20 protein-coding genes and 1 tRNA gene are annotated in these 19,639 nt (G+C 68.7%); 12 read left to right on the forward strand and 9 right to left on the reverse strand.

The genetic code is table 11. The features are described 5' to 3' along the window. Positions 1 to 73: 73 nt before the first annotated feature. Together IRZ30_RS07905 and IRZ30_RS07910 are read right to left on the reverse strand one after the other, a co-directional pair. Positions 74 to 853, reverse strand: coding sequence for a BtpA/SgcQ family protein (locus IRZ30_RS07905; protein WP_294084350.1), 780 nt, complete (start codon positions 851 to 853; stop codon positions 74 to 76). Continuing rightward, complete coding sequence (locus IRZ30_RS07910) at positions 850 to 1,590, reverse strand: BON domain-containing protein (protein WP_294084351.1); 741 nt, start codon at positions 1,588 to 1,590, stop codon at positions 850 to 852. Before IRZ30_RS07910 ends, IRZ30_RS07905 begins: the two co-directional genes overlap by 4 nt. 109 nt (positions 1,591 to 1,699) lie before the next feature. Between IRZ30_RS07910 and IRZ30_RS07915 the strand changes: the two genes are divergently transcribed. The 4 genes from IRZ30_RS07915 to IRZ30_RS07930 all read left to right on the forward strand — a co-directional run bounded on the left by IRZ30_RS07915 (position 1,700) and on the right by IRZ30_RS07930 (position 5,076). Beyond that, complete coding sequence (locus tag IRZ30_RS07915) at positions 1,700 to 2,146, forward strand: helix-turn-helix domain-containing protein (RefSeq protein WP_294084352.1); 447 nt, start codon at positions 1,700 to 1,702, stop codon at positions 2,144 to 2,146. Continuing rightward, complete coding sequence (locus IRZ30_RS07920) at positions 2,143 to 2,622, forward strand: hypothetical protein (RefSeq protein WP_294084353.1); 480 nt, start codon at positions 2,143 to 2,145, stop codon at positions 2,620 to 2,622. The genes IRZ30_RS07915 and IRZ30_RS07920 overlap by 4 nt, the downstream gene beginning before the upstream one ends. 63 nt (positions 2,623 to 2,685) lie before the next feature. After that, positions 2,686 to 4,368 carry an adenine deaminase gene (gene ade, locus IRZ30_RS07925; RefSeq protein WP_294084354.1) on the forward strand — a complete coding sequence of 561 codons (1,683 nt, stop codon included), beginning with the start codon at positions 2,686 to 2,688 and terminating at the stop codon, positions 4,366 to 4,368. 78 nt (positions 4,369 to 4,446) lie between these two features. Beyond that, positions 4,447 to 5,076: a uracil-DNA glycosylase gene (locus IRZ30_RS07930; RefSeq protein WP_294084355.1), complete on the forward strand. Its 630-nt coding sequence runs from the start codon at positions 4,447 to 4,449 to the stop codon at positions 5,074 to 5,076. 17 nt (positions 5,077 to 5,093) lie between these two features. Here the strand turns inward: IRZ30_RS07930 and IRZ30_RS07935 are convergent, their stop codons facing one another. Next, positions 5,094 to 5,645 (reverse strand): GNAT family N-acetyltransferase, encoded by a 552-nt coding sequence (locus tag IRZ30_RS07935; protein WP_294084356.1) that lies wholly within the window; start codon positions 5,643 to 5,645, stop codon positions 5,094 to 5,096. A 730-nt stretch (positions 5,646 to 6,375) separates the two neighbouring features. Between IRZ30_RS07935 and IRZ30_RS07940 the strand changes: the two genes are divergently transcribed. Together IRZ30_RS07940 and IRZ30_RS07945 are read left to right on the forward strand one after the other, a co-directional pair. Next, positions 6,376 to 6,450 (forward strand) — tRNA-Cys (locus IRZ30_RS07940). Between the two features lie 89 nt (positions 6,451 to 6,539). Further along, positions 6,540 to 7,103 carry an NUDIX hydrolase gene (locus IRZ30_RS07945; protein WP_294084357.1) on the forward strand — a complete coding sequence of 188 codons (564 nt, stop codon included), beginning with the start codon at positions 6,540 to 6,542 and terminating at the stop codon, positions 7,101 to 7,103. Here the strand turns inward: IRZ30_RS07945 and IRZ30_RS07950 are convergent. Both IRZ30_RS07950 and IRZ30_RS07955 read right to left on the reverse strand, forming a co-directional pair. Then, the gene (locus IRZ30_RS07950) at positions 7,094 to 7,813 is read right to left on the reverse strand and encodes a type II toxin-antitoxin system HicB family antitoxin (protein WP_294084358.1); all 720 of its coding nucleotides are present in this window, start codon (positions 7,811 to 7,813) and stop codon (positions 7,094 to 7,096) included. The two genes, IRZ30_RS07945 and IRZ30_RS07950, sit on opposite strands and share 10 nt — an antisense overlap. Positions 7,814 to 7,874: 61 nt before the next feature. Then, complete coding sequence (locus tag IRZ30_RS07955; RefSeq protein WP_294084359.1) at positions 7,875 to 8,273, reverse strand: DUF3224 domain-containing protein; 399 nt, start codon at positions 8,271 to 8,273, stop codon at positions 7,875 to 7,877. A 108-nt stretch (positions 8,274 to 8,381) separates the two neighbouring features. Here IRZ30_RS07955 and IRZ30_RS07960 point away from each other — a divergent pair, with 108 nt between their 5' ends. Both IRZ30_RS07960 and IRZ30_RS07965 read left to right on the forward strand, forming a co-directional pair. Beyond that, on the forward strand, positions 8,382 to 9,356 hold the full coding sequence (locus IRZ30_RS07960) for a YafY family protein (RefSeq protein ID WP_294084360.1): 975 nt from the start codon (positions 8,382 to 8,384) through the stop codon (positions 9,354 to 9,356). Between the two features lie 337 nt (positions 9,357 to 9,693). Continuing rightward, positions 9,694 to 10,443, forward strand: coding sequence for a response regulator transcription factor (locus IRZ30_RS07965; protein ID WP_294084361.1), 750 nt, complete (start codon positions 9,694 to 9,696; stop codon positions 10,441 to 10,443). Between the two features lie 11 nt (positions 10,444 to 10,454). Here the strand turns inward: IRZ30_RS07965 and purD are convergent, their stop codons facing one another. Together purD and guaA are read right to left on the reverse strand one after the other, a co-directional pair. Further along, positions 10,455 to 11,744, reverse strand: coding sequence for a phosphoribosylamine--glycine ligase (purD, locus tag IRZ30_RS07970; RefSeq protein ID WP_294084362.1), 1,290 nt, complete (start codon positions 11,742 to 11,744; stop codon positions 10,455 to 10,457). A 13-nt stretch (positions 11,745 to 11,757) separates the two neighbouring features. Next, on the reverse strand, positions 11,758 to 13,323 hold the full coding sequence (gene guaA, locus IRZ30_RS07975; protein ID WP_366945327.1) for a glutamine-hydrolyzing GMP synthase: 1,566 nt from the start codon (positions 13,321 to 13,323) through the stop codon (positions 11,758 to 11,760). 313 nt (positions 13,324 to 13,636) lie between these two features. On the opposite strand from guaA, the gene purN reads away from it, so the two are divergent. From purN to IRZ30_RS07990, 3 genes are all read left to right on the forward strand, one after another. After that, the gene (gene purN, locus IRZ30_RS07980) at positions 13,637 to 14,266 is read left to right on the forward strand and encodes a phosphoribosylglycinamide formyltransferase (RefSeq protein ID WP_366945328.1); all 630 of its coding nucleotides are present in this window, start codon (positions 13,637 to 13,639) and stop codon (positions 14,264 to 14,266) included. 171 nt (positions 14,267 to 14,437) lie between these two features. Beyond that, entirely contained in the window at positions 14,438 to 15,481 is a 1,044-nt protein-coding gene (locus IRZ30_RS07985; protein ID WP_294084365.1) for a Gfo/Idh/MocA family oxidoreductase, read from the forward strand. Between the two features lie 23 nt (positions 15,482 to 15,504). Further along, entirely contained in the window at positions 15,505 to 16,605 is a 1,101-nt protein-coding gene (locus tag IRZ30_RS07990; RefSeq protein WP_294084366.1) for an alanine racemase, read from the forward strand. On the opposite strand, the gene IRZ30_RS07995 is transcribed toward IRZ30_RS07990, so the two are convergent. Then, positions 16,602 to 17,264: a helix-turn-helix domain-containing protein gene (locus tag IRZ30_RS07995; protein WP_294084367.1), complete on the reverse strand. Its 663-nt coding sequence runs from the start codon at positions 17,262 to 17,264 to the stop codon at positions 16,602 to 16,604. The genes IRZ30_RS07990 and IRZ30_RS07995 overlap by 4 nt on opposite strands. 52 nt (positions 17,265 to 17,316) lie before the next feature. Beyond that, positions 17,317 to 18,555: a crosslink repair DNA glycosylase YcaQ family protein gene (locus IRZ30_RS08000; protein WP_294084368.1), complete on the reverse strand. Its 1,239-nt coding sequence runs from the start codon at positions 18,553 to 18,555 to the stop codon at positions 17,317 to 17,319. 156 nt (positions 18,556 to 18,711) lie between these two features. On the opposite strand from IRZ30_RS08000, the gene IRZ30_RS08005 reads away from it, so the two are divergent. Continuing rightward, positions 18,712 to 19,639: P1 family peptidase (locus IRZ30_RS08005; RefSeq protein ID WP_294084369.1), on the forward strand; the 928-nt coding region annotated here is incomplete at its 3' end.

Below are 19,639 nucleotides of genomic sequence, written 5' to 3' on the forward strand. Positions count from 1 at the left end.
CCCGGCGCCCACAAGGATCTCCCCTCTCCCACAGTTGGGAGAGGGGTTGGGGGTGAGGGCCTTTCCCCGGCCCCTAGCCGAGCGCCTCGGCCAGGCGGGCGACGCGCGCGGGATCGACTGGGTTCTGCACGCGGCCGTCGCGCTTCGCCCACGTCCCGACGATGACGCCCGTCGCCGCAGGCAGGAACGCAGGGATCGCCTCCGGGGTGACACCGCTCCCGACGTAGATCGCCGTATCGGGGAGGACTCGGCGGACGCGGTTGACGTCCTCCGGGTTTGCGCTGCGGCCGGTCGCGACACCGGTGACGATCACGGCGTCCGCGAGCCCGCGCTCCACGGCGTCCAGTGCGGCCTCCTCGATCGTCTGGGGGCCGAGCGGCACGCCGTGTTTGACGAGGACGTCGGCCCAGATCTCGACCGGAGCGTCGAGCAGACGCCGGTAGCGGAGCGTCTCCGCGGCGCGTCCCTCAATGATTCCCTGGTCCGTGGCCATGACGCCGGTGTGGACGTTGACCCGAATGAACCGCGCACCGGCCGTGGCGGCGATGCCGAGCGCGGCCGCGGCGTCGTTGCGCAAGACGTTTACGCCCACCGGTAGCGGAACCTGGGCGGCGACGGCGCGCACGGCCAGCGCCATCGCGGCGATGGTGTGAGGCTCGACGCGCTCGGGAAAGAAGGGCGCATCCCCGAAGTTCTCGACGATGAGCGCGTCGGCGCCACCCTCGTGGTACGCACGGGCGTCGGCCACCGCGCGCTCGATGATCTCGTCGATGCTGAGTGCCGCCCGCGGGGTGCCCGGCAGCGGCGCGAGGTGGACAACGCCGACGAGGCGCGGCGGCCAGCCGGTCGTCACTCGCGAACCTCGGTCAGATCACGCACCTCGACCACCCCGGGGACTCGACCAGCGACCGCTTCGGCGTTCTCCGCATCCTCCAGACTCGACACCGTGCCCTTCAGAAAGACGACGCCATTGATGACGTTGACCTCCAGCTTCAAGTCGGTCGTCAGCGCGTCCTCGCGCAGCTCGCGGAGCACGTCGATACGGATATCGTCGTCATCGCGCCCGACGAACTGGGAGATCTCGTCCGCGTCATCATCAGGCTCGGCGTCAGCCTCGGTGGCGAGCTCGTCCATCGACGTATCCTGGAAGCCGCCGACGATGCGCAGATCCTGGTCGTCGGTGCTGGGGCGGACCACCGGATCGGTTGGTGGGAAGTAGGGCTCCCCCTCCTCGATCGCCCGCTGGAAGTCATTGGCGTCGGCTCCGACGTCGCCGGTGAAGTCGGGCTCGGTGTCAGAGACGTCGTCCTCCAGCGCCGTGCGGTCTGCGTAGCCGAAGCCCTCGTCGCGGTCGGGCGCCTCAAACGCGCTGTCAGGTGAAATGACCAGCTCTTCGATCTCGTCGTCGATGCCCGTGATCCCGTCCACCATGCGGGCGAGGTCGATGGCGGCCTGATGCATCTCGGTCGAGGTGACCAGACCGCTCAACCGCGCAACCCCGTTTTCCACATCCACGCCGACGTTGATCCCGGCCTGATCGAGGAGGATCGCGATCTGTTGTTCGAGCTGGCTGTCGTTTGGTGCGGCCATGGGTAGCGCTCCCTTCGTCCGTCGATCATCCGCCGCCGCGTGTCGCAACTTGGGGGGCGGCACGGTGCGGTGAGGATTCCGTATTATAGGGCGAGTGAGAGGGCAGCGCATGGCTGGACCGGACCGGACGCGAGAGCCGGAACCCGATGCGATGACGATCCACCAGCTTGCCGAGCGGAGCGGCGTGCCGGCCCGGCGGATTCGCTACTACGTCGCGCAGGGGCTGCTCCCACCGCCGGTCGGCCGCGGGCGGGCGGCGCACTACCGGCGCGCTCATCTCGACCGGCTTCGGCAGATCCAGGTGCTGCGAGAAGCCAATCTGGGGCTGGATGAGATCCGCCGCCGTCTCGGCGCCCCGACGGTGCCCGTTCGAGAGGGCACGCCCCCCGCGGTCTGGCGTCGCTGGGCGGTGGCGCCCGGCGTCGAGTTGCACGTGCGGGAGGACGTCGCGCCGGAGGCGGCGCGCGTGGCGCGGGCGCTGGCCGGGGTCGCGCGTCAACTGCTCGGCGACGAGGCGCACGGGGACGGGGACAGCGACGACGAGGTGGCGACATGATGGGCCAGGCGAACGGCCGGGCGAATGGCGGCGCGCCCAACCCGCGCGAGGCGTTGGAGCCCGTCGCGGACGTCCTGCGGGATGCCGGGTTCTACGCCTATACCACGCTTGACGCAGAGAATCGCTGGTCGGTTGCCTGTGACACCGAGGAAGGGCACGTCGACGTCCGCGTGGGCGAGGACGGCTACGAACTGGACGTCTGGGACACGTCGCCAGGGCTCTTCATGGATGAGGAGAACGAGCGTCGCCGTGAGGCGATGGAGCGCCTGGCGCGGGTCTCGCTGCCGGCCATCGCACGGGGCTTCCTGGAGCCGAACCAGGAGGTGTGGTGGGAGGAGGCCGAGCACGGCGTCGGCGTGCGGTTGCGCTTCCAGCTCCCGTTTTCGCTGCGCGAGCAGATCGGCCGTATTGCCAAGGAGCGACTGGCGGAGTTGAACGAGGTCATCACCCTGGTTGAGACGCGGCTGGTCGAGTAGCCGCGGCGTTTCTTGCCCGCTGATGGGCGGAGTATCCCTGGTGGCGACATGAAGGGAGATCCGATGGTGGAGCGGTGGCAGCACTTCCTGGCCGTGGCGCGGGGGCAGGCTCCGGCCGACCTCCTCCTGCGCGATGCGCGGGTGGTCAACGTCGCCTCGGGTGAGGTGGAACGGGTCAATGTCGCCATCACGGGCGGGCAGATCGCCGGGGTTGGGGACTACACCGACGCCCACGAGGTGATCGACCTTGGTGGTGACTACCTCGCGCCGTCCTTCATCGATGCGCACGTCCACGTCGAAAGCTCGCTCCTGTGGATCGACCAGTTCGCGCGGGCGGTCGTGCCGCACGGGACCGGCGCCGTCGTGACCGACCCGCACGAGATCGCCAACGTCGCCGGCGTCGCGGGCATCCGAGCGCTCATGGAGGCGTCGGAAAACCTGCCGCTCGGGGTGTTCTTCACGGTCCCCTCGTGCGTCCCGGCCAGCCCGATGGAGAGTTCGGGAGCGGTCATGACCCCGGAGGCGATCGCCGAGGCGATGGCGCTGCCGCGTGTGGTCGGGCTGGGTGAGATGATGAACTTCCCCGGCGTGCTGGCCGGAGATCCGGAGATTGCAGCCATTTTGTCCATCCCGGCCCCGCGACGCGACGGGCACGCGCCAGGCGTGAGCGGAAAGGACCTCAACGCCTACATCGGCTCGGGCATGACCTCCGACCACGAGTCGGTGGCCCTGGAGGAAGCGCGCGAGAAACTGCGCCGGGGCATGACCGTCATGATCCGCGAGGGCTCGGGACAGAACAACCTCCTGGACCTCCTTCCGCTCGTCGATGACCGGACCTATCCACGCTGCTGCTTCGCCAGCGACGACCGCGACGCCGGGACACTCCTGCACGACGGCCACATGGACGCCATCCTGCGCAAGGCCATCGGGGCGGGGCTCGATCCGATCCGGGCGATCCGGATGGCGACCCTTACCCCGGCTGAGTACTGGCGGCTGCCCGGGTACGGGCTCGTGGCACCGGGTTACCAGGCGAACCTGGTGGTGTTCGAGCGGTTGGACGATATCCGCCCGCGCTTGGTGCTCTTCGGCGGGTCGGTGGTCGCCGTGGACGGGCGGCCGCAGTTCGATGTCACCGCCCCGATCCCGGAGTCGCTGTTGAACACCGTCCACATCGGCTCGCTGACGCCGGACGACCTGCGTATCCCTGCCGCGGAGGAGATGGTTGCGGTGGGCGCCATCCCGGGCCAGATCGTGACCCGCAAGCTCACGGTGAAGCCGACCGTGCAGGACGGCGCGGTGGTGGCCGATGCCGAACGCGACCTGCTGAAGCTCGTCGTGGTGGAGCGGCACCACGGGACCGGGCGGGTCGGCGTGGGACTGGTGCAGGGCTTCGGCTTGAAGCGCGGCGCGCTCGCCTCCTCAATCGCTCACGATGCGCACAACATCGTGGCCGTCGGCACCAACGACACCGACATCATCGCTGCGATCGAGGCGGTGGCAGCGCTCCAGGGCGGGCTGGCGGCGGTCGCCGATGGGCAGGTGCTGGAGTCGCTTGCGCTGCCGGTGGCCGGTATCCTGTCGCCGGAGCCGGTCGAGCAGGTTGCCGCCACCCACCATCGACTGGAGGACGTGGCCCGTTCGCTCGGGAGCACCGTTCCGGCGCCGTTCGGGCTTCTCTCGTTCATGGCGCTGTCGGTCATCCCTGAGGCACGTGTGACCGATCAGGGGCTCGTGCTCGTCGGATGACCCGGCTCGAGCCGGCGCGCTCCACTGGTCCCTATCTTGCACTGCTTCGGCGCATGTCGGGTGCGAGAGGGCATCAGCATGGTCGATGATGAACAGATCGTCGCCCGCAGCCGCCGAATGGAGCAGATCCGGCGTGAGATGCTGGCGGCCTCTGGGTTCGCCAGCCATTGCGACGAGAAACGGCCGGTGTTCGGGGAGGGGTCGCTGGCGGCGGACCTCGTCCTGATCGGCGAGGCGCCCGGCGGTCGCGAGGAGCGCTTGGGGCACCCGTTCGTCGGTCCCGCCGGGCAGGTCCTGACTGAGGCGCTGGCGCTGGCTGGGATTGACCGAGACGAACTGTGGATCACCAACGTCGTCAAGTGCCGCCCGACCATGGAGGGTGTGGGTGGCCGCCTGCGCAATCGGACGCCGACCCCGGCTGAAGTCGAGTGGTTTCGCCCCTGGCTGCTGCGCGAGCTGGACGTCATCGACCCGCGCGCGATCGTCTGCCTCGGTGCCACCGCCGGGAGCGCCGTTCTCCAGCGCACGCTGCGGATCACCCGCGAGCGGGGGATCTGGTTCGATGGGCCGAACGGGCTCCCCACCCTGGTGACCTACCACCCAGCGTACCTGCTGCGCCGCACCCAGGACCGCGACGACCGTTTCAGCGAGTTCATCGACGACCTGCGCACGGCCGGAGAACGTGCCGCGGTTGTGTCCAGCGAATAGGCGGCGCAGCTTTTCGATCAGGCCAGCGACGGCCGCTCGGGGACCGAGATGTCGACCTCGACCCGCTCCATGCCGTCAACCCACCGAACACGGGCGGGGAGGCCGAGGTCGCGCAAGAGGTTCAACATCCGCACGTTCTCTGGCAACACCATGGCATACATGGTCCGATAGCCGCGGCGCCGGGCACCGGCGATGAGCAGGCGCGTCAGGGCGAAGCCGAGCCCGCGCCCCTGCCATCGGTCCTCGACGATGACCGCGTACTCCCCGCAGTCCGTACCGGGCTCCCGATCCATGCGCACCACACCGATGATCTCATCGGGGTCGTTCGGATCGAGCGCGACGTAGGCGAAACGGTCCTGCCCGTCGAGGTGGGTGAAGTAGCGCGCGCGCTCGTCGCTCAGTACGGGGACGACGCCGAAGAAGCGCAGGTAGATCGAGCGCTGGCTGAGGCGGGTATGGAAACGCTGGAGGGCGCGCATGTCGTCGGGCTGGATCAGACGGGCAACGACGACCGTACCGTCGGGAAGGGTAAGGGAGGTCTGCTCGAGGTCCTCGACGTTGGTATCCATCAGGCCGCCCATCCGTATGCCATGCGCTGCGATGCGGCGGCGCGGCCCACGGGCCGAAGCCCGGGCCACCCTGTCCTTAGCCTAGCGGCTGACCGAGCCGGGTGCAAGGAACATGCTGACCTTCCCGTGCGCCGCGACCTGGTAGCGGTCCCGATCCGGATGCCGAACAATCGCGCCGCGGGAACATGACGAGGGAGGAGTAGTGCCGCGCCCAACTAGACGGCAGGGCGCGATTGCTCGTTCTGAGCTTCTCTTGGATCGCGGTACTGATTGAGATCGTGCACGAACGGCCGTTGAATGCCTCCGCACACTTGACCCTCGATGTTGTGTCCCGGATCACGCCGAAGAGCCGGAATCAGGTCTTCCATCGCGTACATCAGGTCCAATGTCGGTGTCGGTTGACTGTCTCCTGGCTTCGCGGCCGCGTCGTGGAACAAGACGTATGGCCGGGTTCGTTCGTTGAGAGCATCGCTTCATGAGGGAACCGGGAAGCGAGTGCCAATACCGCTTCCTGACGGTCCTGGTGGGAATGGCGTCGTCACCTTCTGAGAACTCTTTAACCGCTACGCAAGGGCCATCCCGTCTTGGGAAGACGGAAACGGTGCTGTTGACACGCTTGCCGGCAAGGGGTCATCCTGCCCACCTGGCCCTGCGGTTTGTGTCTGGTTTGTGTCAGTGGGCTGCAGTCGGGGGGCGACCTGTGGTAGAATCCTTGCCGGAACACGCAAACGGCGCCGTAGCCAAGTGGTAAGGCAGGAGTCTGCAAAACTCTGATTCGGCGGTTCGAATCCGCCCGGCGCCTCCACGACCGGCCGATGGGCCGGTTTTTTCGTGCGCGGCGCGGATCTCGCGGGGGAGCGTGCGGGAAGGGTCAATACCCGAAGGGAGGCAGCGGTGCAGCCGGAGACGGTGGTGCGGAGCGAGCGGCCGTTCGACGGGAAGTTGATCCGTGTGCGGGTCGACACCGTGCGGCTGCCGGATGGACGCGAACGGCAGCGGGAGGTGGTGGAGCACCCGGGCGCGGTGGGGGTGCTCCCGGTGCTGACCGACGGCACGGTCGTGATGGTCCGGCAGTACCGCCACGCGGTCGGCCGGACGCTGCTGGAGATCCCGGCCGGGACTCGCGAGCCCGGGGAGGACGCCGAGACGTGCGCGCGGCGTGAACTGGCTGAAGAGACTGGCTACCGGACGGAAGCGCTGCGGGAGTTGGTGCGGTTCTACGTCAGCCCCGGCTGGGCGGATGAGGAGTTGATCGTCTACGTGGCGGACGACCTCCAGCCGGGTGCGATGCATCCCGCTGACGATGAGCGGCTGGAGGTCGTGCCAGTGCGGCCGGATGAGGTGCCCGGGTTGATCGCGCGGGGAGAGATCGCGGACTCGAAGTCGGTGGTGGCGCTGCTGGCGTACCTCGGGCTACGGCTCGGCGGGAAGCATGTGGGAGACGGGCCTCAGAGTTGAGGCCCGCCCGGCCGCCGCGCCAGCTCCGCGAGGTGCTCCCACTCGTGCTCGAGCAGGCGGCGAAGTCCTTGCCGCACGGTTGCTGGCCCGGAGGATCGCTGCCGCACGGTGGCGAGTTCCTCGGGCGTAGCGGCCCGAAGCCGCTCAACGGCGAGAGCGCCACTTCGCCGGAGCGCTTCGGGGAGGCTGAGCTCGCCGCGCTCGGCCGCGCCTTGGATGGCGGAAAAGCCGCGGGAGCTGCCGAACGCGACGCTCAGGTACCCGCCCGTGGCGCCGAGGACGTGGAGGAGAACCGCCCGGCCGGGACGTCCGCCCTCGGCGGGTGCCGCATCGAGATCGGCGTCGGTTTGGGTGGCGGCCCAGTCAGCCAGTGTCTCGCGCATCCACTGGAAGCGCCGGATGTGGACCTCAAGCTCGTCGTTGGTTAGCGGCTCGAGGTCGGGTCCGAAAAGGATCGAGGGCGAGCCGTTGCCGAGCCAGATGCCCTCCATGACATGCTCGACGACTTCGGTCTGAAACGGGGCGTCCGGGTCGACCGGTTCACCCTGGCGTTTGAGCGTGCCCAGGAATGCCCGGATGGCGTCCGGCGTTGCCGCAAGGGCGTCGTCGGTGGTGGGGCCGACCGCGACGCAGCCGAGCAGGTCCAGCACGTGCACCATCGTCTTGCGGCGCCGGGGGCCGGATTCGAGGTAGAGACCATAGGTCGTCATCTGTGCGGCTCTCTCCTTCCGAGGGAGGTGCGCCGCGCGTTCAGCGCGGCGCGCATGCGACTCATTCCAGTGTGAAGCGCAGTGTGTAGGTGGCAGGTTCGCCGTGCCGGGCCTCGAAACCGCCCTCGCCGGCCAGGCCGGCGAGATCACCGGTGCCGGAGCCCGGTACGACGGACCAGGTGCCGGTGGCGGTGCTGTCCCGGTACGTCCCGCGGTGCTGGAGCACGAAGCTGCCTTCGCGGCCGCCGAGGCGGCCGCCGATCTGCTCCAGGCCGATGAACGTCGCCGATTCGTCGTCGTGGTACATCATCAGGTACTCGACCGTCCCCCGGCCCTCGACCTCGCCGTGGTAGGTATTGGTCACCGAGGCGCGTGCCAGCTTCGGGCCGCCGTTTGCCTCGCCGAACGGATGCTCATCCCATGAGATCGTGTCGAAGTGGCCGGTCGCGGTGGTGTTCATGTCGGTGGCTCCTCTCGCTCGCGTCGTGTCCCATTGCCCCGCGGGACATCATCAGTATCTCAGGCATACCTGTCAGGTCGTGGCAGGAATTGCAGTACACTTGCGAACATGCGAGCGAGCCGTCTGTTGTCGCTTCTCCTCTTGCTTCAGACCCGAGGCCGGATGACGGCCCGGGAGCTGGCGGATGCCCTGGAAGTCTCGGTGCGGACCGTCTACCGGGACACCGAAGCGCTGGCGGCGGCCGGCGTGCCGATCTACGCCGACCGTGGCCCCGCCGGGGGCTACCAGTTGCTCGACGGCTACCGGACCCGATTGACCGGGCTGACGCCCGATGAGGCGGAGGCCTTGTTCCTCGCCGGGGTGCCGGGACCGGCAGCCGAGCTTGGCCTGGGCACGGTCCTCGCCACGGCGCAGCTCAAGCTGGAGGCCGCCCTTCCATCCGAGCTGCGGGCGCGCGCCGCGCGGATCAGGGAGCGCTTTTACCTCGACGCGCCCGGCTGGTTCCACGAGGAGGAGCAGAACCCGTTTCTGGGAGCCGTCGCGGACGCGGTCTGGGAGCAGCGGCCGATCCGGGTGCGCTACCGTCGCTGGGGCGGGGAGGTGACGCGCACGCTCGAGCCGCTCGGGCTGGTCCTGAAGGCGGGCGTCTGGTACCTGGTGGCACAGGTGGACGGGCAGCCTCGCACGTACCGCGTATCGCGCATCCTTGACCTGGAGTACCAGGACGGCTGGTTCGAGCGGCCGGACGGGTTCGACCTGGCGGAGTACTGGGAGTCCTGGTCCGAGGGGTTCGCCGACCGGCTCTATCGCGACCGCGCGACGGTCCGGCTCTCGCCGCGCGGGGTGGCTCTTCTGCCCTACCTGCTCGGGCAGGGCGTGGCACGGATGGCGCTGGCGAGCGCGAGCGAGCCGGATAGTGCGGGGTGGGTGCACGCCGAGGTCCCGATCGAGTCGGTCGAGCATGCAGTGCCCGCGTTGCTCCAGTTCGGGGCGGACGCCGAGGTGCTGGCGCCGCAGGTTCTGCGGGAACGCATGGCGCGAGCTGCCGGGGCGCTGGCACGTCTTTACGAAACCGATACCTAACTGCTCGGACGTGCCATCGTACAGCCTCCTCAATCTCCCGTCGCAACGTTTGCTCAAGACTTCCCCGTTTGCCCCCTCTTTACAAGTGTACGTACACATGCTACACTTACGGACAGAGTGTACGTACACCTACTCGGCGCCGAGGAGTCTGGTTGCGGTGCGGAAGTACTTGTCGATCGGTACGAATGGGCCGAGTACGATCCACCCCATTGTGCTCTTGGTTTCGACTGGATGCGGGACTAGAGTACGGTGGGGCACGAGATCTGGGCGAAGGGACTAAGTCCGGATCACGTTTTCGATTACGTCCGGCGTGCTCTGTAGCAATCGGGGGGTTACTGTGGAGCGTAGACGAGGCAGTGGCAATGGGCGTACCGTTCTGATCGTCGATGACCATCCGCTTTTTCGTCAGGGTCTGCGCCGGTTGATCGAAGAGGGCGGCGCGTTCAAGGTCGTAGCCGAGGCGACGAGCGGCCACGAAGCGATCCGCGAGGCCGATATCCACCGGCCCAGTATTGCCCTGATCGACATCCAGCTTCCCGGCGTCACCGGCCTCAACGTGGCCCGCATCCTGAAGAAGCAGCACCCCTCCATGCACATCATCATCCTGTCGATGCACGTGGATGATGAGCGGCTGTTCGAAGCCGTCCGTGCGGGCGCTTCGGCCTTCCTCACGAAGGACATCGAGGCGCAGGAGCTGATCTCGTCGCTCGACCGCGTGGCCCAGGGCGAGCAGCTCATCAACCTGGAGGTGATGTCGCGGCCGGAGCTGGCGTGGCGGGTTCTGTCCGAGTTCCGGCAGCTCACCGGCGAGGATGGCGAGGCAGGGTCGGTGTCCGACCCGAAGCGGCTGCCCCTGTCGGTCCGTGAGGTCGAGGTGCTCGACTGCGTAGCGCAGGGCCTCTCAAACAAAGAGATCGCTGAGGCGCTGTTCATCACCGAGCAGACGGTGAAGAACCACATGACCTCGGTGCTGCGGAAATTGCAGGTGAACGACCGCGTCCAGGCGGTCCTGTGTGCTGTCCGCAACGGTTGGGTCGAGATCGGGCCGCCGAGCACTGGCGGCGGCGTGGTCAGCGCCGGGTCGTAGCCGGCCCGATCTCAGCCGCGGGCGGCCGCTCGCGGCTGAGTCTCCCGCAACGCGATATCCTGCCGATACACCATGTCGGTGAACTCGACGCCCGGCACTGCCGCGTAAACCCGCTGCCGGGCGCCGCTTATATCCGGGCCGCGCGCGACGAGCGTGAGCACACGCCCGCCCGACGTAACGACGCTACCATCGTCGCCGACCGCGGTGCCCGCGTGGAAGGCGATGATGTCCTCGGGGAGCGTGTCGAGCCCGTGGATGGGGTAGCCGGTGACGTAGCTGCCCGGATAGCCGCCGGAGGCGAGGACCACACCCACGGCGGCTCCGTCGTGCCAGCGCGGGGCGGGAACGTCGCCGAGCCGCCCACGGGCAATGCCGTCGAAGAGCGCGGCCAGGTCGCCGTCGAGGAGCGGCAAGATCACCTGCGTCTCGGGGTCGCCCATCCGACAGTTGAACTCCAGCACCTTCGGGCCGTCGGCGGTCAGGATGAGCCCGGCGTAGAGGACGCCGCGGTAGATGATGCCGCGACGGCGCATCTCCGCGACGGTCGGCTGAATGATGCGTTCGACGATCTCCTGCTGGAGAGCGGCGTCGACCGCGGGCACTGGGGCGTAGGCGCCCATCCCGCCGGTGTTGGGGCCGGTGTCGCCGTCGCCCACGCGCTTGTAGTCGCAGGCCGGGATGAGCGGGTAGATCGTCTCCCCATCGGTCATGGCGAGGAGGGACACCTCCTGGCCCGTCAGGCACTCCTCAATCAGGACGCAGCGCCCGGCCTCACCGAGCGTACCGGCGCCGAGCATGTCGCGCACCGCCGCCTCGGCCTCAGCGTGGGTCGGGGCGACCACCACGCCCTTGCCCGCGGCCAGCCCGTCCGCCTTGACGACGATCGGTGGCTCGGCGCTCCGCACGGCCGCGAGCGCGGCGTCCAGATCGACATACGTGCGGCAGGAGGCAGTCGGCACTCCCGCCGCGGTCATGATCTCCTTCGCCCAGGCCTTGCTGCTCTCGATCCGCGCCGCCGCCGCGGTCGGTCCGGCCACGAGGAGGCCACGCGACTGGAAATGGTCGACGAGCCCGCGTGCGAGCGGGTCTTCCGGCCCGACGACGGTCAGGTCGATGCCGTGCTCCTGGGCTGCGTCGGCCAGCGCGGGGACGTCGTTGGCCTGGATGGGGAGGTTGGTCGCGATGGCGGCCGTCCCGGCGTTCCCCGGCGCGACGAACAGGGCGTCGACGAGCGGGCTCTGGCGTAGCTTCCAGGCGAGGGCATGTTCCCGAGCGCCGCTGCCGACTACCATCACCCGCATGTTCGTACTCCGCTCATTCCCACTCGATCGTGCCCGGTGGCTTGCTGGTGATGTCGTAGACGACCCGGTTGATGCCGGGCACCTCGTTGACGATCCGGTTGCTCATCCGCGCCAGGAGGTCGTGCGGCAGGCGTGCCCAGTCGGCGGTCATCGCGTCCTCACTGGTGACGGCGCGGATCGCGCACACGTCGGCGTAGGTGCGCTGGTCACCCATGACCCCGGTCGACTTCACCGGCAGGAGCACGGCGAAGAACTGCCAGACGTCGTTCCCGAGCCCCGCGGCCTCGATCTCCTGGCGCACGATGGCGTCGGCCCGGCGCAGCGGCTGCAGCCGCTCCGGCGTGACCTCGCCGAGGATGCGGACCGCCAGACCTGGCCCGGGGAAGGGCTGGCGCTGGACGATCTCCTCCGGCAGGCCGAGCAGGCGCCCGACAGCGCGCACCTCATCCTTGAATAGCATCCGGACGGGCTCCAGCAGCTCAAATTGCAAGTCCTCCGGCAGCCCGCCGACGTTGTGGTGCGTCTTGATCTTGGCGGCCGTCTTGGAGTCGCGCGGGGTGGCGCTCTCGATGACGTCGGGGTAGAGCGTGCCCTGGGCGAGGAAGCGGAACGGGCCGTGTCGCGCCGCTGCTTCTTCGAAGACGCTGATGAACTCGGCGCCGACGATCTTGCGCTTCTGCTCCGGATCGGTCACCCCGCGCAGCCGGGTCAGGAACCGCTCGCTCGCGTCGATGGAGACGAGGTTCATGTGGAAGTGGCGGCCGAAGACTTCGCGGACGGTCTCCGGCTCGCCCTCCCGCAGCAGACCGGTGTCGACGAAGACGGGAGTGAGCTGATCGCCGATCGCGCGATGGATCAGCGCCGCGGTGACCGCCGAGTCGACGCCGCCCGAGAGGGCCAAGAGCACCCGGTCCTTGCCGACGCGGGCGCGGATCCGCTGGACCGCGTCGTCGATAAAGGAAGCGGCCGTCCAGTTCCCCTCGCAGCCGCAGATGTCGAAGAGGAAATTGCGCAGGATGGTGCCGCCCAGCGGCGTGTGGGCGACCTCCGGGTGGAACTGGAGGCCGATCACATGGCCGCGACCCATCGCCGCGTACGGTGAATTGTCGCTGCGCGCGAGCGCCGTGAAACCCTCGGGGAGCTCCTCGATACGGTCGCCGTGGCTCATCCAGACATCGAGTCGTTCCGGGAGATCCGCGAAGATCGGGCTCGACCCCACAACCTCGATCGTGGCCGGGCCGTACTCACGCTCCGTCGCGGGCGCGACGCGCCCGCCGAGGGATTGCGCCAGCAGTTGCATGCCGTAGCAGATGCCGAGGACGGGCAGATCCTGCTCCAGCACCCAGGCGGGCAGGGTGGGCGCGCCCGGCTCGTAGACGCTGGCCGGTCCCCCGGAGAGGATGACCCCCTTGGGTCGCAGGTGGGCGACCGACTCCCAGCCGGTGTCGAAGGGGAAGACCTCGCAGTAGACGTTGGCTTCGCGGACCCGCCGGGCGATCAACTGGGCGTACTGCGACCCGTAATCCAGCACCACGACCGCATCGGGTGAAGCCGGGGAGCCGCTCGCCTCGTCGGGCAGCGGCAGTGTCGATCGCTCTTCGGTTTGCAAGGGCCGTCCTCCCAACCGCGCTGGGGCGTACGTTCTCGCCCGCCGTCTCCGGACGCAATTGTACTCGACCGGATGGCGCGTCCGGGGAGGGGAACATCGGATTCGCACCTGCCCTCGAGACCGGTGCGGGTGTAGGCCGATCGGGGGAGTCGCACGCGACACGTCTCTTCCGGGCATTCCGGGTGGGCCGGAATTCGGTGCTCCGATCGGTGCCTATCCGGACCCCGCCACCGTGTATCATCCCGGCGGGAGGAGGCGGGCGGTGAGTCAGAATTCGGGCGCGATGGGGACGACGGTGCGGCTGGCGGTGCTGCTGTCCGGAAGCGGGCGGACGCTGGAGAACCTGCTGGGGTGCATCGACCGCGGGGAGCTTCCGGCGCGCGTTGAGGTGGTGGTGAGCAGTCGCGACGGCGTGCGGGGCATTGAGATCGCGCGCCAAGCCGGGCTGCCGGTCACCGTGATCCCACGCCGCGCGTTTCCCTCGGTCGAGGCCTTCAGTGACGCCGTGTGGGCAGCGATCGAGCCGTACACGGTCGATCTGGTGGTTCTGGCCGGCTTCTTGGCCAAGCTCGCCATCCCCGCGGGTTTCGAAGGACGGGTGATGAATATCCACCCGTCGCTGCTGCCGCTCTTCGGCGGGCGCGGGTTCTACGGCGACCGGGTCCATCGGGCGGTGCTGGAGGCGGGCGTCAAGGTCAGTGGATGCACCGTCCACTTTGTTGACGAGGAATACGACGCAGGGCCGATCATCATCCAGCGCTGCGTCCCGGTGCTGGACGACGACACGCCAGAGTCATTGGCGCATCGCGTCTTCGCCGAGGAGTGCCGTGCCTACCCGGAGGCGATCCGGCTGTATGCCGAGGGGCGGCTGCGGATCGAAGGCCGTCGCGTGCGCGTCCTGCCGCGAGAGTGATGCCTCTCGCGCATCCTGCGTCGTCTGCCGGGCTGCCCACACTGTCCGATGCTCCGCCCGGCGGGGCCGAGTGACCCGTAAGGACTGACGAACGTCTTCCGCTTGCCGCTGGTGCCCGAGCGCGTTCATACTTGGCCCCACGAACGTTCCGGGGAAGGGAGCATCCCCACGATGGCAGACAAACCACTTCGCGTGGGTGTGATCGGGACCGGAGTGGGCGCGGCCGTGCACATTCCGGGTCTCCGGCAGATCCCCGAGGTGGAGGTGGTGGCGGTCGGCGCCTCGCGAATCGAGCGTGCGCGGGCCGCGGCTGTCCTTCATCAGGTTCCCCACTTTTTCGACGACTACCGCCGCATGTTTCGAGAAGCCAACCTCCACGCGGTGACGATCGCGACGCCGCCGGAGTACCACCACCCAATCGCGATCGCGGCCGCGGAAGCGGGACTGCATATCCTCTGCGAGAAGCCGATGGCGCGCAATGCCGCCGAGGCACGCGACATGCACCGCCTGGCACGTGACGCGAAGATCCGGCACGCCGTCGACTACAAGACGCGGTTCCTGCCCTCCCGCCAGGTGTGCAAGCGCCTGATCGACCAGGGTTACCTGGGGGAGTTGCAGTCCGTTAGCCTCACCGTCTTTCGCCAGTCGTGGCGCGACCGGCTGCGCCACTCTACGTCCTCGCTCGATGCGGGGGAGCGTGCAGGCGGGGTGCTGGGAGCGCTCGGCTCCGACTATATCGACACGCTGCGCTGGTGGTTCGGGGAGATCCACGCCGTCGCCGGCGCGCTGCCGCGGACCATCCGCGGCAGTGAGAACTTCAGCCTGATCCTCCAGTTCGCCAGCGGAGCGCTGGCGACGATCCACGTGTCCGCGGTGGCGCCGATGGATCTTGGGGATGAGATCGTCGCGGTCGGCACGGACGCCTTGCTTGCCGTGCAGGCCGACGGGCGGGTTTTCGGCATGCGCCGCGACGAGCAGGTGCTGACCGAGATCGAGCTGCCCGACGTCTGGGGCGACCTGCCGAACTTCGCCGACCATCGCGTGCGCCCGTTCGTGCTGCTTGCCCGCGAGTGGGTCCGCGGTATTCTGGAGGGCGAGAGCGCCGTGCCGTCGTTCGAGGACGGCATGAAGGTGCAGGAAGTGCTGGACTCGGTGCAGCGCAGCCAGGAGTTGCAGCGCTGGATCGACACCAGCGGGAAGAAGTGGCCGGTGTGATCCGGCGAAGTGGGAGGTAGCCGATGGGGTACCGCGACGAACTTGACACGCCGTGTCTGGTCGTCCACGAGTCCATCCTGCGCCGCAACGTGGAGGAGATGGCGGCCTTCGCGCGCGAGCATGGCGTTGCGATGCGCCCGCATCTGAAGACGCACAAGACGGCCGAGATCACCCAGATGCAGCGCGAGGCCGGTGCGGTGGGCTTCACCTGCGCCAAGCTGGGTGAGGCTGAAGCGCTCGCCGACGCGGGTGTCTTGGACGACGTTCTCCTGGCCTACCAGATCGTCGGGGAGCAGAAGATCCGGCGGCTCCTGGCGCTGATGGATCGGATCAAGGTCACGGTCGCCGTCGACGGCGTGGAGGGCGCGGCCGCGTTGTCGGCGGCCTGCCGCGACGCGGGAAAAACGCTCGACGTGCGCCTGGAGATCAACACCGGGCTCGATCGGGCAGGGGTACTCCCGGGCGAGCCGGCGCTGGCCCTGGCGCGCGAAGTGATGCAGATGCCTGGGCTGCGCCTGACCGGGATCATGACCCACGAGGGGCACGTGGCGAAGGCGCAGAACGCGGACGAACTGGCCGAGATCGCGACAGCAGCGGGGAAGGCCATGGTCGAGACGGCCGACCTGCTCCGGACCAACGGGATCCCGGTCGACGTGGTGAGTGTCGGCTCGACCCCGGCGTCCTGGTACACCCCGACCGTGCCGGGCATCACCGAGATGCGGCCGGGGACGTACGTGTTCAACGACAACTCCGCCTTCCGCTTCGGCCGGATCGGCGTTGACGGCTGCTCGCTGCGGATCCTGGCGACGGTCATCAGCCGGCCGGCGCCCGACCGTGCCGTGATCGACGCCGGGTCGAAGACGCTGGCGATGGATCCGCCGCAGGGCCGGAAGGGCCATGGCTACATCGTGGAGTACCCGGACGCGATCATCGCGCGGCTCAGTGAGGAGCACGGCGTCGTCCTGCTGCCGCCGGGGATGCAGGGCATGGAGGTCGGCGAGCGGGTCGAGGTGATCCCGAACCACGTCTGCCCGACGGTCAACCTCCAGGACGAGATGTTCCTCGTGCGCGACGGGGAGGTCGCCGAGACCTGGTCGATCATCGCCCGCGGGAAGGTGCGCTAGTCGGCCGCGTCGGCGTGTGCCGCGACGGTGGCGATCAGCACCTGATCGAGGAACTGGGTCATCTCGGCGAAGATGCGTAGCGCGCGGTTCGGCGGGACGTCCTCCTCCTCGATGAAGCGCGTCACTGCCTGGATCACCGGCGTGCGGAAGAAGAGAAATGCCTCGACGGCATCGGGCGCCGTCAGACCGGCCTCGGCACTGATCGAGCCGTAGCGTCGGCCGATGCGGCGCCCTTCGTCGAGGAGCTGATCCCTGTCGCCGCGTCCCGCGATGGTCCGCACGGCCAGCTCCACCAGACGGCGGCCGAGCGTGCGAAGTTCGTCGACCTGCGCGGTGTTGTACGCGCTGTACCACGGCCGGGTGCGGGCCTGGTGGAGGTAGCCCGCCTCATAGCCGGAAAAGGAGAGATCGGTCAGGACCTGCCGGCTCATGCGGCGGCGGGGCCGCGACTCTCCCCGGAGGAACGCGCGCAGGTCCTCCTCGTTGTAGCGGCGGTGCCCGCCGGGCGTGCGGAAGACCGGGATCTTGCCCTGATCACTCCAGCGGCGCAGCGTCGACTGGTCGACGCCGAGGATGCGGCAGGCGGCCTCGATCGAGAGCCATCGACCGCCCGGCTGCTCCGGCGTATCCTCCGGGGATCGACGTCGCGACTCGTTCACGCAGCGGCTCTCCTGCCCAGTTCATCCGGCTCCGACGTCGACACGCGCGGCGTCACGCCCAGTCCTCGGTCCATGCCTCGGCCAACCCGGCCGGGGCGGACTCGACGCGGATCGCGCGGGTGCCGTTGAAGACGGCAAAGGAGCGCAACGCGGGCCGGAGCGTCTCGGCCAGTTCTTCTACCGGAGGGGCGTCAGGCTCAAGGTGAACCGACTTGAGCGTCAGCACGCGCTCCTTCCGGTCCGCTTTCGGATCGACCCGCCCGATGAGGCGGCCGCGGTAGAAGATCGGCAGGGTGAAGTACCCATAGACCCGCTTCGCGGCCGGAGTGTAGCACTCCAGCCGGTACTCGAAGTCGAACAGTGCCTCGGTCCGCACTCGATCCCAGATCAGGTTATCGAACGGGGATAGGAGCGTGATGTGGTTGCTCCGCTGCCCGGCGCGGATCGCGTCGACGAGCGGCAGGTTCTCGGCCGCGATGTACCCCGTTCCCAGGCCCTCAATGGTCGCCGGGACCACCTTGCCGTCCTCGGCCAGGGACTCGAGGATCGCCGCGGGGGTCGGCCCGCCGTGCTCTCGGCTTCCCCAGCGCGTGCGGAAGTAGTCGTTGAGCCAGCGGGGGACGACGACGCCCATCGCCCGCGCGGCACGGTGGGCGAGCACGCGGCGCTCTTCGTCGGGGTCGGGCAGGTCAGTGGCGTGCCAGTCGGCTAGCACGCGCTCTGTCAGGTCATAGATTCGCTGGAAGTTCACCCGCCGCAGGACGGACAGCTCCCCGGCCGACCAGAGGATCTCCAGCGCGAGATTTGTCGGCTTGTTCCCGTACCAGGTCCAGCGGTCGAGGCGCTTGCCATCCTCGGGAGCTGGAAAGTGCGTGGACCCGAGCGGACCGTGCTCACGGATGGCGCGTCGCACCTCGTCGATGACATGGGCATTCTTCTGGGACCAGTCATACTCGTGCAGGTACCGCTGCGTGTACCACTGCATGCGCCGCCGGAAGTAGGGGAAAAGATCAATCGAGATGATCGAGGCGGCGTGGCCCCAGTATTCGAACACCTCGCGGTGGGGATCGAGCATCGCATCGAGCCAGGTCGGGTCGTAGACGCCCAGGCGGCTCCAGAGGACCAGGTACTGGCTGCGGGCCACGACGTGGATGGTGTCGATCTGGATGCACCCGAGCCGGCGCACCGTCTCGACGGCCTGCTCCCAGGTCGGCGGCTCAGTTGGGGTACAGGCCAACCCCTGGGCGGCGACCGCCAGCTCACGCGCCTCTTCCCGCGACAGCTCGATCATGTCCCGTCCTCCTCTGGTCACCGTACCCTGATTGCCCGGCCATTGTACCAGAACATCTGATCGAATAAAGGGGATTCGAGCGCGTTCGTCGTTGCGCTATGATAGCCGTCCCGACGGCATCTCGCGTTCCAGCATCGGCGGATGGGAGGTACAGGGGTGGGCGAACCACGGGTTCGAGCGCGGGATCTCGGCATCAGCATCGGCATCTATTCGCCAGGGATGTACAACGCGATCACGGATGTCCCGGGCGTCGCGGTCGGGCACACGACGGTGCATAGGGGTGATACGACCCTGCCTCCGGGGCGCGGACCGGCACGCACCGGCGTAACGGTGATCTGGCCGCACCGCGACGACCTCCTGCGCAACCCCGTTGCGGCAGGCTTCTTCGCCCTGAGCGGCACCGGGGAGATGACGGCGCGCAGCGAGATCGAGGAGCTGGGGCGGATCAACACCCCGCTGGCGCTGACCAACACCATGAGCGTCGGGCTGGTCTATGACGCGGTCTGCCGCTACCTGGTCGAGCGCGACAGCGGGGTCGGGGCGGACGAGGGACCGGTGATCCCGCTCGTGGCGGAGTGCGACGACTCGTTCCTCAACGACGCGCGAGGCTTCCACGTGACGCACGAGCATGTCTACGCCGCGCTCGACGGTGCCAGCGCCGGCCCGGTTGCCGAGGGCTGCGTCGGCGCCGGCACCGGGATGCACTGCTTCCAGTTCAAGGGCGGGATCGGGACGTCCTCACGCGTCCTCCCGGCCGACGCCGGCGGTTGGACGGTCGGCGTGCTGGTCCTGACCAACTTCGGCCGGCGGCACCGTCTGACCGTAGCGGGCGTGCCGGTCGGGGCGCACCTCCCGTATGCGCCCGAGGAGGTTGGCACGCCGTCGCGCGACGAAGGCTCGGGCATCGTCGTCGTTGCCACCGATGCACCGCTCGACGGGCGGCAACTGGCGCGGGTGGCAAAGCGGGCGGCGCTCGGACTCGGGCGCACCGGGTCGACGGGCGGTGACACGAGCGGAGAGCTCCTGGTCGCCTTCTCCACAACCTATCGCCCCGGCCGTGAGCCCGGCGCGGCGGCCCGCGAGG

This window comes from Sphaerobacter sp. (genome assembly GCF_019683595.1).
GTDB lineage: Bacteria > Chloroflexota > Chloroflexia > Thermomicrobiales > Thermomicrobiaceae > Sphaerobacter.